Here is a 20458-nt window from a genome sequence, read left to right on the forward strand (position 1 = left end):
ATTTTATTTAATTCTATGGATCTGGCGATGGTAAAGAAAAACGGGTGGAACATCTTTTTTGTGATCATCCTACTGGTGATTGTTTTCGTGCCTTCATCAAAGGCTCTGGTGTTAAGGGGCCTGATGGAAATTGGCCTTTTTAAGCCGGGGATTAGTGCTCCGGCAGAAAACAGCGTTGTTAGTGGTCTTGCCGGTATTCGTTTTAAAAATGCTACAGGTAAGGTTGTCGATTTGGGAAGCCTGAAGGGAAAAGTTGTTTTCTTAAATTTTTGGGCAACATGGTGTCCTCCCTGCCAGGCAGAGATGCCATCGGTTAATAAACTGTATCAAAGATTTAAGAATGATCCGAATGTTGTTTTTATCCTGGTAGATGGCGATAGCAATCTACCTAAGGCACAACAGTACATGAACCGTAAGAAGTTTGACTTACCTGTTTACGAAGTTGACAGCGCCATTCCTGAACAGCTTTTTAAGGGTTCTTTGCCTACCACTGTCGTGTTTGATAAGGAAGGTCGAATCTCTTACAATGAAGAGGGTGCCGCTAACTACAACAGCAAAAAGTTTGTTGAATTTATACAACAGTTAATCCTTATGTAAAAAAATGTTAAATACCCCGAAATAATTGTATCCGCAATTTCTAACAGGTATTTTTGTTTATATAAATACTTCAATTATGAAAAGGAGTTTATTTTTTACGATCGCAATGTTTGGGCTGGCTGTGACTGCAAGTGCTCAACAAGGGAGTTTTGATCCTGATCAGAACCCGAGGGCACGGGAGAGTGCCGGTAAATATAGCAGGATGATCGACTCGCTGACAAGTGATCAGGGAGCAACGGTGCAGAACACATATAAGGCTTACGACTGGTATGAGGCACGTGACACGCGCCGGCAGGAACGCAGGGCACGTAATGCTGCCTTTTACAATTCGGGATATTACCAGAACTATGGTTATGGCAACTCTTTGTTTTACCCCTCATTCGGCGGAGGCTATTATAACGGATTTGGAAATAGTTTCTTTGCCCCTACGTTTCGTATAGGCGGCAGGTCACATCGTTTTTACCACTAGACACACAATTTTATTTTTATACCATGCAATTTAAAAAATCGATAGCCATTGCAGCTTTTGCGGTATCGGCAATTTTAGTTTCTTCCTGCTCAAGACAGGTTACACGCGTAAATCCAGAAGAGACCATAGACATTAGTGGAAACTGGAACAACACCGATTCCCGGATGGTTGCGCAGGAATTGACCAATAACATCCTTAACGCGGCTTGGTTAAGCAACCACACACAGCAACACGGTGGTAAAAAGCCAGTAGTAATTGTAGGTATGATACAGAATAAAAGTCATGAGCACATTGAGGCAGAAACGTTTATCAAGGATATTGAGCAGGCTTTTCTTCAAACACAACGTATAGGTCTTGTGCAAGGCGGGAAAAAACGCGAGGAGCTTAGAGGTGAGAAAGCTGATCAGCAAACTAACGCATCGGTATCTACCATGAAGAAGTTTGGTCTGGAAAGCGGAGCTGACTATATTTTGCAAGGTTCCATCAATTCTATTGTGGATGCACACAAACGTCAGAAAGTTGTTTCTTATCAGGTTAATCTTGAACTTACAAATATTCAGACCAACGAAGTGGTGTGGATCGGTGATAAGAAAATTGCCAAATACGTTAAGAATTAATCGCCCCTATAACACAATATATATGTTGATGCGGCGCTTTCTGCAAGGTTCTATCTTTATAGGACTGGTTTGTTGTTTATATAGCTGCGCCAGCTATAATGATAAGATTACGCCCTATTATAAGGAGATTGCTGCGGGAAGTTATCCTGAAGCACAGGCTGCGCTGAATCAGAATAAGGTACTTCAGAAACCGAGGAACAAGTTGCTTTTCTATATGGAGAAGGGACGGACAAGCCACTTGCTCGGTGACTATACAGCAAGTAACAGCTACTTTAACCTTGCCGATAGCCTTTTGGAGCATGGCCTGGGTGGTGCAATGGATGCCGCAGTAGGCACCTTACTAAATCCCATGAATCAAACGTATAAAGGAGAGGACTTCGAGAAGTTTATGATCCATTATTATAAGGCTTTAAATTATGTATACTTGAACAAGCCTGAAGATGCGATTGTAGAGGCCAGACGCATCACGCTACAAAGTCAGGAGCAGGGCGACAAGTTTGGAAGCTCCAAAAACAGGTATGCTGCGGATGCTTTTTCGCTGATGTTTCAAGGTCTCCTCTACGAAAGTACCGGGGATGTGAATAACGCATTTATCTCTTATCGGAATGCTGCGGAGCTCTATCTTAAGCAGCCAGATACTACTTATTATGGCACAAAAATGCCTTTGACATTAAAGCAGGACGTGATCAGGACGGCTGCTCAAAATGGTTTTGATGAGGAAAAACAACGATTCGAATCTATTTTCAAACTTAAAGCACCAAAGCTGGCCGATGGTGGAGAGCTGGTGTTTTTCTGGGAGAATGGCTTGGCACCAATTAAACAAGAGCGTGATTTTGTGCTTGCCAGAGGTAGTAACGGAGATTTTGCCTTTACTGACGGAAACATTGTAGTGCCATTTTACGAAAGTTATTACGGTGATAACTTCAATGAGAAATCTGTTCAGAGCTTACGTGTGGCCTATCCGGTTTACGTATCCCGGCCATCGTATTATACAGGTGCTACGCTGGGAAATGGCACAGATAGCGTACGACTGCAGCAAGCAGAAAATATCGGTGTGCTTGCCTTTAAAACTTTAGAGCAACGATTTGCCCGGGAAATGGCAAAGACACTGTCGCGTCTGGCTGTTAAAAAGGGAGCAGAATTGTTGGTTAGCCAAAGCGCCAAAGGCACCGGAAAGGGCGGAAAGGACGACGGCCTGCTTAAAGGACTGGGTTACGGCTTACAACTCTATAACCTGCTTTCTGAGCAGGCAGATACCAGAAACTGGCAAACGTTACCAGCAACAATATCTTATGTCCGTATACCGCTTAAAAGTGGGGATAATACAATTCATTTGAGTCTGAATGCACCCGATGGTAACGTAGTTACCCGCGTTTTCCGTGTGACTGGAAATGGGAGGCTTAGTTTTTACAACTATTCGACATTAAAATAAACCTAAAATTCTGATCTTTGGGGATGCAAGAACCATTTGATATTCACATCGGAGAAACGCATTATGCTGTTTTTCCAGAGGGTAACGATACATACACAATTTTTAAAGAAGGGAAAGAATACACGCAGATCCAAAAGGATACAGATATGCAGTGGCTGAAGCTTGATCCGGAGAGTGCATTACCTTTATTTGAGGCAGATGAAGAGATCAACGCGATAGGTAAAGAAATTATGGATTATGTTCCCGAGCCTGAGGAAGATGAAGAAGGCGGTTTTGAGGACGAAGAGGAAGATTAATTATCCAGCCCAGTTTTCGCGATCCAGGCTTCTGTAGTGAATGGCTTCCGCCAGATGTTCCAGTTCAATTTCAGCACTGCCTGCCAGGTCAGCAATGGTACGCGAAACTTTTAATATCCTGTCGTAAGCCCTCGCTGATAAGCCAAGTTTTTCCATTGCCTTTTTGATCAGCAGCCTTCCGGCGTCGTCGATTTCGCAGATACTGCGAACCATATTTGGAGCCATCTGGGCATTGTAATGCAAGCCGGGTTGGTTGCTAAATCTAACCGTCTGCTCATTCCTGGCCTTGATCACCCTGTTTCTTATGGACTCGCTTTTTTCGGCCTTTGTGGCTGATGTGAGTTCATTGAAGTTAACGGGCGTTACTTCCACATGAAGGTCTATCCGATCCAGTAAGGGGCCGGAAATTTTACTCAGGTACTTTTGCACTACGCCGGGGCCACAGATACATTCTTTGTCGGGGTGATTGTAGTAACCACACGGGCAGGGGTTCATAGAGGCGATGAGCATAAAGCTTGCGGGGTATTCGACACTCATCCTGGCACGTGATATAGTTACTTTACGGTCTTCCAGAGGCTGCCGCATCACTTCCAGCACGGCACGTTTAAATTCAGGTAATTCATCCAGAAAAAGAACACCATTGTGCGCCAGGGAAATTTCGCCGGGCTGTGGATTAGCGCCACCACCAACCAGGGCCATATCTGAAATGGTATGATGTGGGCTGCGGTAGGGGCGTTCGGTCATTAAAGCATCTGCTGCACTAAGCTTTCCAGCTACGGAGTGTATCTTGGTAGTTTCGAGTGCTTCCTGCAGATTTAATGGCGGGAGGATACCCGGAAGTCTTTTAGCCAGCATGGTTTTCCCTGCTCCCGGCGGACCGATAAGGATGAGGTTATGACCGCCTGCGGCGGCAATTTCCAGGGCTCGTTTAATGTTTTCCTGACCTTTTACATCACAGAAATCCTGCTCATAACGGTTTACATTCCGATAGAACTCTTCACGGGTATCTATCACTACAGGGTTAAAAGATTTGGACTTGTTGAGGAATGCAATTACATCTATGAGGTTTTCCATGCCATAGACCTCAAGGTCACTTACTACAGCCGCCTCACGACTATTGTCTTTAGGAAGGATAAATCCTCTAAATCCAGCTGTTTTAGCTTGTATGGCAATAGGTAATGCGCCTTTAATGGGTTGAAGTCCGCCGTCCAGAGAAAGTTCCCCCATCATAAAGAAATTCCCCAGTTCTGTGCTCTCCAATTGTCCGGAGGCAGCGAGAATAGCTATTGCAATCGGAAGATCATAGGCGGATCCTTCTTTTTTAACGTCGGCGGGTGCGAGATTAACGACGATCTTTTGCCTCGGCATGCGCAGTCCGGCGGTCTGCACGGCACTTTCTATCCGCCGCAGGCTTTCCTTGACAGAATTATCGGGGAGGCCAACGATATGGTATTTGTTTCCTGCACCGATGCCTACTTCGATCGTAATTGTAAAAGCATCGACACCATAGATGGCACTTCCAAAAGTTTTAACCAGCATATCTATTTAATTCAGATATGCCAATCTATACTAAGCCGGGATATTTGTGGTAATAAAGTTTAAATTACATTTTGCCTTGTGGCATTTTAGGCATTCCACGCATCATTTTAGCTGCGGCAGCAGGGTTAGAGAATTGTTTCATCACCTTACGCATGTCTTCAAACTGTTTGATGAGCTTAGTAACTTCTTCAATTTTATTACCTGAACCTTTCGCGATGCGCAGACGGCGACTTTGCTGAATGCTATCCGGATTTTCGCGTTCGTATTTGGTCATAGACTGGATAATTGCTTCAATATTTTTGAAAGCATCATCTTCAATCTCCACGTTTTTCATCATTTTGCTTACGCCGGGAATCATGCCCATCAGATCCTTCATGTTACCCATTTTCTTGATCTGCTGAATCTGGTTATAGAAGTCGTTAAAGTCAAACTTGTTCTTTCTGATTTTCTTTTGAAGTTCTGCGGCTTCTTTCTCGTCAAACTGCTGCTGTGCACGTTCAACCAGGGAAACCACGTCACCCATACCGAGAATCCGAGAAGCCATCCTGTCTGGATAGAAAACATCCAGGGCCTCCATTTTCTCGCCGGTACCGATAAATTTGATCGGTTTGTTGACAACAGATTTAATAGATAATGCAGCACCACCGCGGGTATCACCATCTAATTTGGTTAATACAACTCCGGTAAAGTCAAGCCTGTCATTAAAAGCCTTAGCCGTATTTACAGCATCCTGACCGGTCATGGCATCCACAACAAAGAGGATCTCATGCGGCTTGGTACTTTGTTTTACGGCAGCAATCTCATCCATCATCTGCTCATCTATAGCGAGGCGGCCGGCAGTATCAATGATGATTACGTTGGCATTTTGTTTTTTACCTTCAGCTATACCTTCTAACGCGATGGCAACAGGATCTTTAGATTCAATGTTTGCATATACCGGAACTCCGATTTGTCCACCAAGGATCTGAAGTTGATCAACTGCCGCCGGACGGTATACGTCGCCGGCAACCAGTAAAGGTTTCTTGCCTTTACTTTTAAGGAAGTTAGCCAGCTTTCCTGAGAAAGTGGTTTTACCGGCACCATTCAGTCCGGCAATTAATATAATTGTTGGGTTATTCTTAAGGTCCAGATCGGTAACCTCACCACCCATGAGGGCAGTCAGTTCATCGTTCATCACTTTAGTCAGCAACTGACCCGGAGAAACGGCAGTAAGTACATTTAAGCCTAAAGCCTTTTCTTTAACATCATCTGTAAAAGATTTTGCTGTTTTATAATTTACGTCGGCATCCAGCAATGCTTTACGGATTTCTTTCATGGTCTCTGCCACGTTGATTTCCGAAATGCTTCCCTGTCCTTTTAAAACTTTAAATGCACGGTCTAACTTATCCTGTAAATTTTCAAACATTGTCTTTAATGCTTAGTGTTCAATTTTTTGTGAATACAAAGTTATTAATTTTTGACGGTAATTGCAGTTAAGGGTGTCCATCTTTATGCAATTGTCTGATAAAATAGAAAATAAACTTTCTGTTGCGTGCAACATATCCGGCAATGATGGTGTCTTAGTATCAAATTTAGACGATGAAATCCGCCCTACTCTCCTTATTATTACTTGGTTCGTGCATAACGGTTTCTGCGCAGACAGTTCCCGTGCCGGCGAAGAAAATAAGTGCCCGAAGAATCACCATAGCGCCGAAAATAGACGGTGTTTTGGACGACGCTGTGTGGGAGGGAGCGCCTGTTGCTACAAATTTCATCCAGAGTAATCCCAATCCGGGCCAGGTTGAGCGGCCAAATAAACGCACTGAGGTCAGGTTTGTTTATGATGACAACGCGATTTATGTGGCAGCGCGGATGTTTAATCCTAAAGATAGCATTTCGCACGAGTTGGTATCCCGGGATCAGATAGGAAGCGCCGATTTTATAGGGGTTGTGTTTGATACTTTTCTTGACAGAATCAACGGCTATGGATTTTATGTGACGGCTGCTGGTGTGCAGTTTGATGCTAAATATTCGCAGGTGGGTGGTGAAGATTCCAACTGGAATGCTGTCTGGCTCAGCAATGTAAAAATTGATGAAACTGGCTGGACTGCTGAGTTTAAAATTCCTTATTCAGCCCTTCGTTTTTCGAGCAGGGATATCCAGAACTGGGGTGTCAATCTGGTCAGGAAAAACTTTATGGAGAATACGCAGACTTTCTGGAATTTTGTAGATCCGAAGGTAAGTGGCTTTATTAACCAGGCTGGTACCTTAGAGGGACTGGAGAAAATAGAGGCTCCGCTGAGGTTATCTTTTTCACCATATGTTTCTGCCTATGTGAACCATTATCCGAATAATATTCCCGGTGTAAAAAATACAACAGCCTCTTTTAACGGGGGGATGGATGTTAAATACGGGATCAACAACAGCTTTACGCTGGATATGACATTGATTCCCGATTTTGGACAGGTACAGTCTGATAACAGGATTCTGAATCTTACGCCGTTTGAGGTGAAGTTTAACGAGAACCGGCAGTTCTTTACCGAGGGAACCGAGCTGTTTAATAAAGGAGATTTATTTTATTCACGAAGGATAGGGGCATCACCATCCTATTTTGAAGATATTTCTGGTCAGATCAGACCGGGCGAAACAGTGATAAAATCACCACAGGAAAGCAAGGTGCTCAACGCAACTAAGGTGTCAGGCCGAACAGCAAAGGGACTGGGCGTGGGTATATTTAATGCGGTTACGAATACCATGCATGCAACAGTAGAAGATGCACAGGGCAACAGACGTGAAATTGAGAGTCAGCCATTAACGAACTACAATGTTTTTGTGCTTGATCAGTCATTGAAAAACAACAGTTCAGTAAGTTTGATCAATACCAATGTATTGCGTCAGGGAAACGCTTACGATGCCAACGTTACGGCAGCACTGTTTAGTTTGAACGACAAGAAAAATGAGTACTATGTAAGCGGTGCGGGTAAAATGAGCTACCTGACCGGTACCGGGGGAAACCCTGGCAGCACGGGCTACAGCTATGAACTGGAAACAGGGAAACAGAGCGGTACTTTTACCTGGAGCTACAGTCAGAAGTTGGCCGACAAAAAATTCGATCCTTCAGATATGGGTTTTTATACCAACAACAACTTCCTTGACCAGGTGGGAACGGTACACTATAACATTTATAAACCTGGAAAGTGGTATAATAAGTTTCTATCCTACGCACAGGTGGGATACTCAAGGATGTATAATCCTGGTGCTTTTCAGAAGTTCTATGCTGAAGTTGGTCCGTATGTACAGTTCAAGAATTTCTGGTCCCTGGAGTTTAATTTAAACTATACAGGTAAGGGTAATGATTTTTACGAAGCACGGAACGGCATGAAGTATCAGAGCCCGGGAGAGTACACATTCAGGGTCTTCGTAAATCCTAACCGCGCCAAAGCATATAACTTTGGGGGAGATTTTATCCTGACTAAGAGACAGCTGTTTGATGGGAACAGTATGAACTTCTATCTGTTTCAGAACCTACGTCTCAGCGACAGGCTTAACCTGGGTCTGGATTTGGATTACACGCCAACAAAGAACTACGTGAACTGGGTAGCCAGTCAGGCCGGCCAGACTTTTTTCTCCAGATATGACAGGAATACTGTAGAAAACTCTTTCGATGCCAAATACAGCTTCACCAACAGAATGGGAATCAATGTGCGTGTGCGTCATTACTGGTCTGATCGCAGAAACAAGGATTTCTATATGCTGAATGGTGATGGCACGCTGAGCAAGTATGGTGGGGCAGCCCTTACCGGGACGGACAGGAACTATAATGTATTTAATATTGACCTGAGTTATATCTGGACGTTCGCTCCGGGGAGTGAGCTTAGTGTAAATTATAAGGACATATCTGAGCGTAACGATACCTATTACACAAAAAAATATACCAATAACTTAGGGGATGTGCTTTCAGGACCACAGAACAACAGCGTTTCGGTAAAGGTGTTATACTACATCGACTATCTGGATCTCAGAAAAAAGAAAAAACGTTAGACTATCGCGGAAAAACAAACATCAGGCCCAGGGCGAGTGTCTGACTGCCCTGGATCTTTGCTGCGGTCTTTTTGTCGTACAAACCAACACCAGTTACAGAAACGTTCATATACCGGTTTACTTTTGCTGTTACAGCAACATCCAGGCGGTGATTGGCCTTGTCGAGCGCGTCATAGGGGATAAACAAAAGATACCTTGTTTTGAGGTTTACATTTTCAAAGATATCTTTTTCAAAAGCTGTTACTACCTGGAAAGCCAGATCGTTTTTGATTTTAGAGCCCAGTTCAACACCATAGTTGTTTTTCTTGATGATGTTAGTATCTAATACAAAAGTTTGACGGGCGGTTCCGGTACCTAGTCGTGTAGAGAAGAATTTGCTTGGTTTGTACTCAAAACCGACAGATTCCGTAAGGTAACCCGGCGACATAAATTTCGAGATTAAATTTTCGTGTTCCTGATTATTCGCATCCCTGGTATAGGTATATCCGTTATCAAATTGCGACTCAAAATTGAGGGAACCGAAGAAATACCAGTTCTTAGATAATTGTATAGCAGCTTTGTTATCCCAGTAAATCCTGTCGACTGTCTTTTTCTCCAGCTGGTTTTTGTTTTTTACTTTTCCGTAGTTCAGGATCACCTCACTTACGTAGCTATAGCTTTCTTTGCTATATTCTGCTTTGTAGTTGATTAATCCGGCCAGCGATAAGGAGTTTACCCCACCACCAGTCCAGTTGTCGCTAAAAGCAGCTTGGTTGAGGTTGATTCCTACCGATGTTTTCGTTTTCCAGTAGTTTACTTTCGCATTGATAATTGTTGGTGTAAGTACTACAGGTTTAAAGGTGATGGTACCCAGTCTTGAAGGCAGGGGGCTGCGCTTAAGTCTGAGGTTAAGATCCTTTGTGTTAATAGGAATAGTATCTATCTCCTGTGCTTTAAGGCCTGTGGAAACAATGGTCAGTAAAACGGATAAGCAAATAAATAAACGACTCATTGTTACAAAGGAAATGAAAAATTGGCATAATTACAGGCAAAGGGTAATTATTTTAAAGCTTATCAATCTTGACATTGGGCAATGCGGGAAGCCTGAATGCCCTTGGATTGCGCTTATAAGCCGCGGCGCTATTGCGCAGATAGATGATAAAAGCATAATCTGAGGCCGACAAAACAAAGTCATAACTGGGTCTATACTGTTGCATAAAATCCTGGAGTTCGTAGTCAGAAAGGCCGAGTACCTGCTTTACATATTCAGGTTTGAAGCGGAAGTCAATAATCTGTTCCCGATAATCTTTTTCCAGGATTTCCTGCAGGTGGCGGGCATTTCTCCCTCTTTTACTAAGGAGGTTATAGATTGCATCTATGCCCAATCCTACACCTCCAGATCCCAGGTTTAGTAAGTCTTTGCTACTACCCCGATCGGTAGCATATTTGTATTCTCTTTTTGTTTTTTCGAAGCGCTCTTTTGGGGTCAGTGATGATCCGACGATCGACACTTCTTTCAGTTGAATAACCAAAGGCCTTAATTTGAAATAGATTGCATTTTGTCCTTTATAGATCAGGGTATCAATTGCATAACCCTGAAGGGCGGCAAACAGCGTATCACCAACACTGGCTTTGGTAGAAAACTCTCCTTTAAGATTATTGTATAGGCCTTCGTCTGTATGGTAATTATAGATATAAACTTTTGCAAGCCTTTGATTTGTTTCGCGGTCAATCACAAAGCCCTGTACCGGTTTTTCCTGTGCACACGCTGCAAAGCCTACAACCGTCATGAAAAAGAACAAATAAAAGAATCTCATTGATGCAAAGCTACAATATAGGCACAATGCGTGCCACATATTAACATTATTTAACTACCTGAATCTTCTGGCCAATTTTGATGCCAGCATCAGTCAAGTTGTTCAGGGCTTTAAGTTCATCCACCGTTAGGTTATACCTTTTGGAGATATTGTACAGCGTATCTCCCTGTTTAACAGTATAGGTTTTTCCATCGGGAGTTGCTGATGGATCAGGCGTCATTACCGGCGCTGTAGTAGTGTTGATTTGTTTTGAAGGAGGCACATCCACGGGAGCGAATTTCTTCTGTTCTTTAGGAATGTTGGCGTTGATTTCAGTAAATACACGATCTTCCCTTTTAAGCTTCTGATTTTCAGATTCAGGCTGGTCGTACTGATATAGCTGATATTTATCGATGATACCGATCAGTCTGTTTGGGTAGTTAACATCTGTGGCGTAGCCAGCCTGCTTTAGTCCGAGTGCCCAATTTTTATAATCGTTCTTGTCCAGCTCGAATAAGAAGCTATACCGTTTCCGCTTTAAGAATTCTGAGTGGTCTTTATAAGATTCGCGAGCATCCTTATATACCCTGAAGCAATCATTCCGCTGGTCATCATCTTTGTAATAACCCTTACCTTTCCATTCGGAGGTACATTTTACGCCGAAGTGGTTATTGGCATATTTTGCCAGGCTGCTGTTTCCGCTACCCGATTCTAGGATCCCCTGTGCCAGGGTGATGCTGGCGGGAATACCGTAGGTATTCATTTCTTCAATTGCTACCGCTTTAAACTGATCGATATAGCTTAGTGTAGTATATGTGCTGTAATTAGGATTGTTTTTTACAGCTGCTTTTTCAATTTGTCTGTTGTTGCGGCTGTATTGTCTGGATTTGCAGGCGCTTAATAACACCACAGCGAGTATGGGCAAGAGTAGTCTGTACTTCATTTAAAGTTATTTAATCGAGAGTGCGACCCTTTTAGGCTTGCTAAGCGAAAAAATCGATATCGAAGCAGGGATCAGGGTTGGAAGCATTTCGATCGGTTCGTCGTCGTATTTATAGAGTTGATATTTTTTTATAAGGTTGATTACTTGCGAAGACCACAGGCGGCTGTGCGCGTAGCCACCTTTTTGAATCCCACGGGCCCAGCCCAGGTAGTCGTATTGGTCGTGCTGGTCAAACAGTTTACTGAAAGAGGTCCTGTTGTGCATAAATTCAATAAAGTGGTCGTAAGAATCTGATACCGTTTCGTATCCTTTATAAGCAGAATGAATTTTTGTGCTGTTGTTGGATCCTTTAACGCCAAAATGATTGTTGAGGTACTTGGCAATTTTGCTTGTCCCGGCTGCGGATTCATGGATGGCAATAGCGAGGATGATGCTTGCGGGGATATGATTTACCCGCATCAGTTCTTTGGCCTTCGCCAGATTGTTATCGATATAACTTTGGGTTGTTGTTTGTGCGTGTGCTGCTACGCTTATAAAGGCTGTGAAAAGCCCGGCAATTAGTAGTTTTCTGATCATATTATTTTTTTCTTATGATAAATAAACCGTCCCTAACGGGGAGAATCAGTTGCTCAACTCTGGTGTCTGCCACCATCTTATCATTAAATGTAGTAATATTTTTTGTATCCTTATCTTGTTGATTGCTAAGTACTTTTCCACTCCATAGCACATTATCAACAATAATAATTCCTCCAGGCCTGATTTTGTCAAAGATCAGGTCGTAGTAAACGCCATTGTTTTTTTTGTCGGCATCAATAAAAACGAGGTCAAAAAGCTCGTCTAACGCAGGTGCAGTCTGTGTGGCGTCACCTATTATGTATTCGATCTGATTATTGAATTCTGAGTCGGCAAAATTTTTCCTGACCATGTCTTCCAGCTCGATGTTGATATCTAATGTGTATAACTTTCCGTCTTTTGCAAGTCCTTCGGCGAGGCAAAGGGTGGCATAACCGGTAAAGGTTCCGATTTCAAGAATTCTTTTTGGCGCCAGCAATTTGCTAAGCATGCTGAGCACCCGACCCTGATAATGTCCGGAGAGCATCCTTGGCATCAGCACTTTAAGCTGAGTTTCCCTGTCGATGCGTTTTAGCAACTCACTTTCAGGTTCGCAATAAGCCAGCAGTAATTGCTGGAGGTCTTCGCTGATGATCGTCATATTGTAATGTAATTAACGCTGCTGCTCCATAAAATATTGTAGGATCAGGGTTGCGGCAATGGTATCTACTCTTTCTTTATTTTGGCGATCCTGCTTTTTAAGTCCGCTTTGCATAATTGTTTGCTGTGCTATTTTAGAAGTAAACCTTTCATCAACCCAAAACTGGGGGATGTCTGGATATACTTTTTTTAGCGACCGCGAGAAGCCTACAACATGTGGTTTGGAGTCTGAAGGGCTGCCATCCATTTGTTTGGGATCTCCAAAAACAAAAGCTTCAACAGGCTCGGCAAGCAAATATCTGCGGATGTACTCCAGGATATCTTTGGGGTGGATTGTATCCAGTCCTGTGGCGATGATCTGCAGGGGGTCTGTTACCGCAATTCCTATTCTTTTTGTACCGTAATCAAAAGCTAAAATTCTGGGCATAGCTAACATTAGTTGGGGCAAAGATAGCAAAATATAAAAAGGCACATTTTTAGGGCTCTCTTAAAAAAATCGCTATTTTGCACCAAATGCAATTTAAAGATATCATCGGGCAGGAAAGTACCAAACGTCATCTGATACAAACGGTTGAAGAGAATCGGGTAAGTCATGCGCAGCTGTTTTTGTCGTGCGACGGCTCCGGGGCTTTGCTGCTGGCCATTGCCTATGCACAATATATTAACTGTCTAAACAGAACACCTACAGATAGTTGTGGAGTGTGTTCTTCCTGTCGGAAGTACGAAAGGTATATACACCCTGATTTGCATTTTTCATACCCTTTCTTCGCTTCCAAAGATGTAAAGACAGCTATTGATGTGCTGGATGAGTGGCGCTCAATGCTGCTGCAGGATCCATATACCGACCTGGACATCTGGCGTTCGAAATTAAATGCCGAGAATAAACAGGCGAATATCAACATCGCTGAATGTCATGACATCATCAAGAAATTAAGCTATAAAGCTTTTGAAGCAGAGACTAAAGTACTCATCATGTGGCTGCCGGAGTTTCTGGATAAAGAGGGAAATGCTTTACTTAAAATTATAGAGGAACCTCCTCAGAATACGCTGTTCTTATTGGTAGCGAGTAATCAGGAACAGATCCTGTCGACACTTTTATCGCGCACGCAAATTGTGAAGATCCCGAAGTTGACGGATCACTGCATCGAAAGTTATCTGGTAGATCAGCATGGTGTTGATGCTGATCAGGCAGCGGCCTACAGCTTCCTGGCAGATGGTAATCTGATTGAGGCAAAGGCTTTACTCGCTCATGCAACAAACGACAATGCCGATAAATTTGCTGAATGGCTGCGGATGGGCTATGGCAACAGGGTCTTAGACATGATTGCCTTTACCGAGCAGCTTGCCGGCTGGGGACGGGAGAACCAGAAAAACTTTTTGAAGTATGGGATTAGCTTTCTACGAGAATGCAGTCTGATCCTGAGCGGTGCGGCAGACCTGGTGAAATTACCGGCAAGAACACTGGATACTGCAAAAAAACTTTCTGCCCATGTATTGGACCTGCCAATGGCAGAGGCCATCATTAATGAGCTGGAGAAAGCACATTATCACATCGAGCGGAACGCAAATCCTAAAATTCTGTTTTTAGATGTATCTTTACAATTAGTTAAGACAATTAAGTTTAAATCGTTCCCGAAAGGGACTCAATATATATAGTTAGTTATGGGATGTGGAAGTTGTTCTACGGGTGGCGGTTGCGCCCCTTCAGGCTGCAAAAGTAATGGCTCTTGCCTTACGGGCGGCTGCCAGAAGTTAGAAGTTTATGATTGGCTATCAAATTTGGATATGCCATCCAATTATATACCTTTTCAAGTTATCGAAGTAAAGTTTAAAGGAGCAAGAAAGGAGTTTTTCCTTAATAATGATAATATCTACCTCGAAATTGGTGAATTGGTTGCTGTAGAAGGTGCCACGGGCGGGTATGATATCGGTCATGTTTCGTTAACGGGGGAGCTGGTGCGGATGCAGATGAAAAGACGCAAAACACCGTTAGATCAGGTAACAAGAAAAATTTACAGAAAGGCAAGTGAAGCCGACGTAGATAAGTGGAAGCTGGCGAAAGACCTGGAGTGGGAAACTATGCACAAGGCACGCACACTGGCGCTGGATCTGCGTTTATCAATGAAAATCAGTGATGTAGACTACCAAGGTGATAAGACTAAAGCAACCTTTTTTTATACTGCTGAAGGCAGGGTGGATTTTAGGGAGCTGATCAAAAAGATGGCAGAGACCTTCCGTGTGCGTATAGAGATGCGTCAGATTGGAATGCGTCAGGAAGCCGGAAGACTGGGGGGGATCGGATCATGTGGTCGCGAGCTTTGCTGCTCTACCTGGTTAACCAATTTCAAGACTGTTTCTACTGCTGCGGCAAGATACCAGAACTTGTCATTAAACACGCTTAAGCTTGCCGGCCAGTGCGGAAAGCTTAAATGCTGCTTAAATTATGAGCTTGATACTTATCTTGATGCCTTAAAGGATATTCCGGATCGTATTGAGAACCTGCAGACGGAGATCGGCGTAGCACGTCACCAGAAAACAGATATCTTCAAAAAATTGATGTGGTTTAGCTACCCGAATATGGAAGATTGGATTCCACTTAAGGTGGATCGCGTGAAGGAGATTATGGCGATGAACAAAAAAGGTCAGAAGCCCAACAATCTGAAGGAAGAAGCTGTTCAGCTTGAAAGTGCTGCTCCGATCGAGAAAACACACGATTATGAGAATGTTGTTGGTCAGGATAGCTTAACCAGGCTCGACGAGAAACCTAGAAATAAGAATAATAACAACAGAAACAACCGCAATCCAAATAACCGTAACAACAATGGAAAACCCGACCGTGGAGACCGTGGAGACCGTGGAGACCGCGACCGTAATGACAGACCTGCTAGAACTGATCGTCCGACAGCTGAGAAGACTGAAAGGCCAGTGAGAACAGATAGGCCGGAGCGTAAAGAAAACAGGCAGGAGCGTCCGCCGAAAGCAGTGCAACAAAGGCATAATGATGCTGTAAGAAAACCGGAAGGTGCGGCTCCTGCAGAGCAGAAAAAGCCAGAAGGAACGGCCGGACAGCCTGCATCCGGCAATAGAAATAATAGAAACAGAAATAACCGTAGAAAAAAGCCTGCTCCAGACAAGCCTAAAAATGAATAAGTTATTTTTTTTAATACTGATATGCATCGTTGGGATTGGCAGTAGTGGTTGTAATACGAACACTGTTGCTGATCTTAATGTGGCTATGCCCCAACGTAACTGGAGTTATGTGAATAAGCTGAAAGTCGGTGTTGATGTTAAAGATGTAACCCAGCGCTACAACATCTACTTCAAGCTTAGGCACACTACAGACTATCGGTATGCTAATATCTTTGTGCTATTTCGTTTGAAAGGCCCGGATGGAAAAACTGTTACCCGTCGCATGGAATACCGGCTTGCTCAGGTTGATGGGCAGTGGCTGGGTTCGGGTTCGGGAAATTTATACACGTATGAGCTTCCCCTGCTTACCAACTTCAGCTTCCCGGTTATTGGAAAGTACGAGCTTGAGGTGGAGCAAAATATGCGCGACAACCCGCTTAAAGAGATCAGTGATGGCGGTTTAACGGTGTCAACAAAGTAGCTAAAGTAAAGGCAATAGCTTTTCCAGCGCCATTCCGCGTGAACCTTTCAACAAGATCAGGCTTTGATCAATAGGATTATCCTTTAAGTAAGCCCCGGCCTCGGCAGGGTTATCAAAGAACAGTCCTTTATCTGGCTCTTCCACTGCTTTGAAGTGTTTTCCAATAAAAATCAGCTTTCCTGAAGCGCGATCTGCTGCGTGATTTACAATCAGCTGGTGCTGCACTGTAGATTCAGGACCCAGTTCAAACATATCTCCAAGAATGGCGACTTTATGATTACCGGAGATGGCGTTCAGGTTATCTATCGCCGCAAGCATACTGCTTGGGTTGGCATTGTAAAAATCACAGATTACTGTGTTCCTTTCGGTTTTACTAAGTTGTGACCTATTGTTTTTTGGGTTATAACCGGCAATTCCCGACTGGATCTCTACGGTGTTAAGACCAAAGAAATAGCCGATACATACTGCAGCAAGCATGTTCTCAAAATTATATGATCCCGTTAATTGCGTTATGGTTTGCGTTTTTTCTTTTCCGGCAGACCAGGATAGCTCCAGAAATGGATCTGATTGAATCAATGTTCCTGACACAGTATTTTCTGTGCCGGTGCCGTAATAGACGATCTTGTTTAAACCTGCGGCTGCTGCCATTTCCAGCAGGTGCTGATTATCTCTGTTGATAAAGGCGAATCCTTCATGTTGTTTGAGGTAGGTATAAAGTTCTGCTTTGCCTTTTTTAACACCTTCAAATCCTCCAAAACCATCCAGATGCGCCATGCCTACATTGGTGATGAGGCCATGTGTAGGTTGGGCTATGCTACAGAGCAATTCAATTTCAAGCTGATGGTTTGCCCCCATCTCCACGACAGCAATTTCAATATCATGTCCAATTGCTAATAAAGTTAATGGTACCCCAATATGGTTATTCAGATTTCCTTTCGTGGCATAAGTTTTATATTTCTCTGAAAGCACGGCATTGATCAGTTCCTTAGTTGTTGTTTTTCCATTACTCCCCGTTAAACCGATAACCGGAATATTGAGCTGTTGCCTGTGGTGTCGGGCAAGATCCTGCAACATTATGAGCACATCAGGAACTAAAAGCATGTTTTCAACACCAGCAAACTTAGGGTCGTCAACAATAGCAAGGAACGCACCGGCAGCTAGGGCCTCTACAGCAAAGGTATTGGCGTCAAAATTATCACCTTTAAGGGCAAAAAATAAACATCCCTCGGAAATTGCCCTTGTATCGGTGCAGATAACAGGATGATTCAGATATTGTGCGTATAGAAATTCAGTATGCCCCATTTTTGTATATACATATATATATGTATACAAAACTACATTATCGTTGGTTAACAAAAAACACTCTTTATAGATTTGATGAGAAAGAATCGGTAATCTTTGTTAATTTGCCTTGACAATTTCCAAACATGAATCGAATTTTACCCGCCCTATTAATTTCTATCCTCGCTATTACCACTTCAACTGCGCAGATCAAAAGTCCTTCTGCATTTTTAGGGTATGAACTGGGTACACATTTTACACCACACCAAAAGGTGGTCGATTATTACAAGTATGTAGCCGGAATGAATACGAATATGAAACTCATTAGCTATGGGAAAACCTATGAGGGGCGGGAGCTTTTGGCGGCTGTAATTTCGGCACCTGAAAACATGGGCAACCTGGAGGAGATCAGAAAAACTAATCTTGCACTGAGCACAGCATCTGCTGGATCAGTAGACCTGGCTAAGCAGCCGGTAATTCTTTGGCTGAGTTATAATGTACACGGCAATGAGGCGAGCTCAACAGAGACGGCCTTGAAAATGTTATATACATTGTCGACAGACAAATCGACGGCCATGCAGGAATGGTTAAAACATGCTGTTGTAATTTTAGATCCTTGCCTTAACCCAGACGGACGTGAACGGTATGTAAATTTCTACAATGCAGTAAGCGCACAAAAACCGAATGTTAATCCACAATCCCGGGAACATTTTGAGCCATGGCCAAGAGGAAGGGTAAACCATTACTATTTTGATTTGAACAGAGACTGGGCATGGCAAACGCAGGTAGAAACTCAGCAGCGTCAGGCACTATATCACGAATGGATGCCCGAGGTACATGTAGACTATCACGAGCAGAGTTATAATGCGCCTTATTATTTTGCTCCGGCAGCAGAACCTGTACATCAGGATATCACGCCATGGCAACGTTCCTTCCAGGTAACGGTAGGCAAAAATAACGCTAAATATTTTGACGAAAAAGGCTGGCAGTATTTTACGAAAGAGCGGTTTGATCTTTTATACCCATCTTATGGAGATACTTATCCATTATATAATGGTGCTGTAGGGATGACTTACGAGCAAGGAGGAATTAATGCCGGACTTGCTGTAGTAACAGCCGATGGGGATACGCTTACCCTTAAAGACCGCATTGATCACCATTTTACTACGGGTATTGCGACACTTGAGGTTGTTTCTGCCAATGCCGGGCAGCTGGTGAGTCATTTCAAAGAATACTTTCAAAAATCAACAGCTACCCCTCCCGGAGCTTACCAAACTTACGTAGTTAAAGGGGAGAACCTGGCACGTATCAAAAAGCTGGCGGCACTGTTAAAGAAGAACCATATCGCTTATAAGTTTGGTGCAGACCAAACCGTGAGCGGAGTAAATTATATGAACCGTAAAAAGGAGAGCTACAAAGTGGAGCGAAATGACCTGGTCATTAACCTGCACCAGCCAGCCGCGGTACTGGCAAATGTATTGATGGAGCCATCTACCACGATTACAGATTCTGCTACTTACGACATTACAGCCTGGGCACTCCCTTATGCCTACGGGTTAAGCGCGCTGGCTTTACCTGTTTCTGTTCAGGGTAAATATGATGCGCCCGAAGAGAAGACTTTGGCTTATACCAAGCTTGCTAATCCCTACGCCTGGGTATTAAACTGGGAATCTGCTGCAGATGCCCGAGGTTTAATTGCGCTGCAGACAGCAGGCATCAAGGTGCGGATCACAGATCAGGGATTTGCTGCGGGCGGTGAAGAATTTAAACCAGGTTCTTTATTGATTTACAGGCTGGAGAACGAGCGTGCCGGGGTAAGTAGAAAAATTGCTTTGATAGAGCAGCAAACTGGCCTGTTGTTTAAAACTATTGGCAGTGGCTTTGTAGATCAGGGTAAGGATCTGGGTTCAGGAGCCTACGGCATCTTGCCGGTTCCGAAAATCGCAGTCCTGTCCGGAACAGAAACTTCATCACAGGCAGTTGGAGAAATCTGGCATTATTTTGAACAGGAGCTTAATTATCCGGTAACGATGATCAGCATGTCGCAAATTCGCAGTCTCGATCTTAGTACAACAACAGTATTAATTATTCCAGACGGAAGTTATGGAAAGGAATTGAGTGAAGGGGTAGCCAACTGGGTGGAAAAAGGAGGCAAGCTGATCCTGATGGAAGAAGCCATTGCTGCATTTGCAGATAAAAAGCCTTACGGAATTAAGAAAAGAGTGATGGCACCAGGAACAGACCTGCCCGTTGTACGCCGGTACGATGATAAAGAGGATTTTTCGGACGCTATTCCGGGAGCAATATATAAGGTTAACCTAGATGCAAGCCATCCATTGTCTTTTGGACTAGGAAAAGTCTACTATACTTTAAAAACGGACGACAAAGTTTACGAACCTCTGGAGAGCGGATTTAATGTGGGTACACTATCTGCAGATGCTTTTGTTTCTGGTTTGGCGGGTAAGAAAGTGCGGGCTAAACTCGAAAAAGGGATGCTTTTTGGAGCTGAAAGCTATGGAAGGGGCAACGTTGTATACCTTGGAGGGGATGTTTTGTTCAGATCTTTCTGGGAAAGCGGTAAACAAATGTTCGTAAACGCGGTATTTTTGTTGAACTAACAAATAATAGGAGTTTCAGTAGCCGTTTATTGCATCATAAAGTGATAAA

Annotated in this window: 19 protein-coding genes; 10 read left to right on the top strand and 9 right to left on the bottom strand. The window is 43.5% G+C overall.

Annotated features, from left to right (window positions below; all coding sequences use genetic code 11):
• Nucleotides 1-27: 27 nt before the first annotated feature.
• The 5 genes from CLV32_RS21915 to CLV32_RS21935 all read left to right on the top strand — a co-directional run bounded on the left by CLV32_RS21915 (nt 28) and on the right by CLV32_RS21935 (nt 3411).
• Nucleotides 28-597 (top strand): TlpA family protein disulfide reductase, encoded by a 570-nt coding sequence (locus CLV32_RS21915; RefSeq protein ID WP_243732383.1) that lies wholly within the window; start codon nt 28-30, stop codon nt 595-597.
• A 76-nt stretch (nt 598-673) separates the two neighbouring features.
• Nucleotides 674-1066, top strand: coding sequence for a hypothetical protein (locus CLV32_RS21920; protein ID WP_133559114.1), 393 nt, complete (start codon nt 674-676; stop codon nt 1064-1066).
• 23 nt (nt 1067-1089) lie between these two features.
• On the top strand, nt 1090-1683 hold the full coding sequence (locus CLV32_RS21925) for a penicillin-binding protein activator LpoB (protein ID WP_133559115.1): 594 nt from the start codon (nt 1090-1092) through the stop codon (nt 1681-1683).
• 28 nt (nt 1684-1711) lie between these two features.
• On the top strand, nt 1712-3115 hold the full coding sequence (locus CLV32_RS21930; protein ID WP_243732384.1) for a COG3014 family protein: 1404 nt from the start codon (nt 1712-1714) through the stop codon (nt 3113-3115).
• A 23-nt stretch (nt 3116-3138) separates the two neighbouring features.
• Nucleotides 3139-3411, top strand: coding sequence for a hypothetical protein (locus CLV32_RS21935; RefSeq protein WP_208111076.1), 273 nt, complete (start codon nt 3139-3141; stop codon nt 3409-3411).
• Here CLV32_RS21935 and CLV32_RS21940 read toward each other — a convergent pair whose 3' ends face one another.
• On the bottom strand, nt 3412-4950 hold the full coding sequence (locus tag CLV32_RS21940; RefSeq protein WP_133559118.1) for a YifB family Mg chelatase-like AAA ATPase: 1539 nt from the start codon (nt 4948-4950) through the stop codon (nt 3412-3414).
• Between the two features lie 64 nt (nt 4951-5014).
• Nucleotides 5015-6355 carry a signal recognition particle protein gene (gene ffh / locus CLV32_RS21945; RefSeq protein ID WP_133559119.1) on the bottom strand — a complete coding sequence of 447 codons (1341 nt, stop codon included), beginning with the start codon at nt 6353-6355 and terminating at the stop codon, nt 5015-5017.
• 173 nt (nt 6356-6528) lie between these two features.
• On the opposite strand from ffh, the gene CLV32_RS21950 reads away from it, so the two are divergent.
• A complete protein-coding gene (locus tag CLV32_RS21950; protein WP_133559120.1) occupies nt 6529-8970 on the top strand; it encodes a DUF5916 domain-containing protein in 2442 nt (813 codons plus the stop codon).
• A gap of 1 nt (nt 8971) precedes the next feature.
• On the opposite strand, the gene CLV32_RS21955 is transcribed toward CLV32_RS21950, so the two are convergent.
• Genes CLV32_RS21955 through ruvX form a run of 6 tightly spaced genes read right to left on the bottom strand, consistent with a single transcriptional unit; the run spans nt 8972 to nt 13327 of the window.
• Entirely contained in the window at nt 8972-9961 is a 990-nt protein-coding gene (locus tag CLV32_RS21955) for a DUF3078 domain-containing protein (RefSeq protein ID WP_133559121.1), read from the bottom strand.
• 52 nt (nt 9962-10013) lie between these two features.
• The gene (locus tag CLV32_RS21960) at nt 10014-10766 is read right to left on the bottom strand and encodes a hypothetical protein (RefSeq protein ID WP_133559122.1); all 753 of its coding nucleotides are present in this window, start codon (nt 10764-10766) and stop codon (nt 10014-10016) included.
• Between the two features lie 46 nt (nt 10767-10812).
• Nucleotides 10813-11688 carry a glucosaminidase domain-containing protein gene (locus CLV32_RS21965; protein WP_133559123.1) on the bottom strand — a complete coding sequence of 292 codons (876 nt, stop codon included), beginning with the start codon at nt 11686-11688 and terminating at the stop codon, nt 10813-10815.
• Nucleotides 11689-11694: 6 nt separating this feature from the next.
• On the bottom strand, nt 11695-12264 hold the full coding sequence (locus tag CLV32_RS21970) for a glucosaminidase domain-containing protein (RefSeq protein ID WP_133559124.1): 570 nt from the start codon (nt 12262-12264) through the stop codon (nt 11695-11697).
• A 1-nt stretch (nt 12265) separates the two neighbouring features.
• On the bottom strand, nt 12266-12901 hold the full coding sequence (locus CLV32_RS21975) for an O-methyltransferase (RefSeq protein ID WP_133559125.1): 636 nt from the start codon (nt 12899-12901) through the stop codon (nt 12266-12268).
• 12 nt (nt 12902-12913) lie between these two features.
• Nucleotides 12914-13327, bottom strand: coding sequence for a Holliday junction resolvase RuvX (ruvX, locus tag CLV32_RS21980; protein ID WP_133559126.1), 414 nt, complete (start codon nt 13325-13327; stop codon nt 12914-12916).
• Nucleotides 13328-13413: 86 nt separating this feature from the next.
• Between ruvX and CLV32_RS21985 the strand changes: the two genes are divergently transcribed.
• Genes CLV32_RS21985 through CLV32_RS21995 form a run of 3 tightly spaced genes read left to right on the top strand, consistent with a single transcriptional unit; the run spans nt 13414 to nt 16510 of the window.
• Nucleotides 13414-14556, top strand: a complete 1143-nt coding sequence (locus tag CLV32_RS21985; protein ID WP_133559127.1) for a DNA polymerase III subunit — start codon at nt 13414-13416, stop codon at nt 14554-14556.
• A 6-nt stretch (nt 14557-14562) separates the two neighbouring features.
• On the top strand, nt 14563-16050 hold the full coding sequence (locus CLV32_RS21990; protein ID WP_133559128.1) for a PSP1 domain-containing protein: 1488 nt from the start codon (nt 14563-14565) through the stop codon (nt 16048-16050).
• The gene (locus tag CLV32_RS21995; RefSeq protein WP_133559129.1) at nt 16043-16510 is read left to right on the top strand and encodes a gliding motility lipoprotein GldH; all 468 of its coding nucleotides are present in this window, start codon (nt 16043-16045) and stop codon (nt 16508-16510) included. Before CLV32_RS21990 ends, CLV32_RS21995 begins: the two co-directional genes overlap by 8 nt.
• Here the strand turns inward: CLV32_RS21995 and CLV32_RS22000 are convergent, their stop codons facing one another.
• On the bottom strand, nt 16511-17812 hold the full coding sequence (locus CLV32_RS22000; protein ID WP_133559130.1) for a UDP-N-acetylmuramoyl-tripeptide--D-alanyl-D-alanine ligase: 1302 nt from the start codon (nt 17810-17812) through the stop codon (nt 16511-16513).
• A 125-nt stretch (nt 17813-17937) separates the two neighbouring features.
• Between CLV32_RS22000 and CLV32_RS22005 the strand changes: the two genes are divergently transcribed.
• The gene (locus tag CLV32_RS22005; RefSeq protein ID WP_133559131.1) at nt 17938-20409 is read left to right on the top strand and encodes a M14 metallopeptidase family protein; all 2472 of its coding nucleotides are present in this window, start codon (nt 17938-17940) and stop codon (nt 20407-20409) included.
• Nucleotides 20410-20458: the final 49 nt, after the last annotated feature.

Origin of the sequence: Pedobacter duraquae (assembly GCF_004362245.1) — a bacterium.
Taxonomy (GTDB): domain Bacteria; phylum Bacteroidota; class Bacteroidia; order Sphingobacteriales; family Sphingobacteriaceae; genus Pedobacter; species Pedobacter duraquae.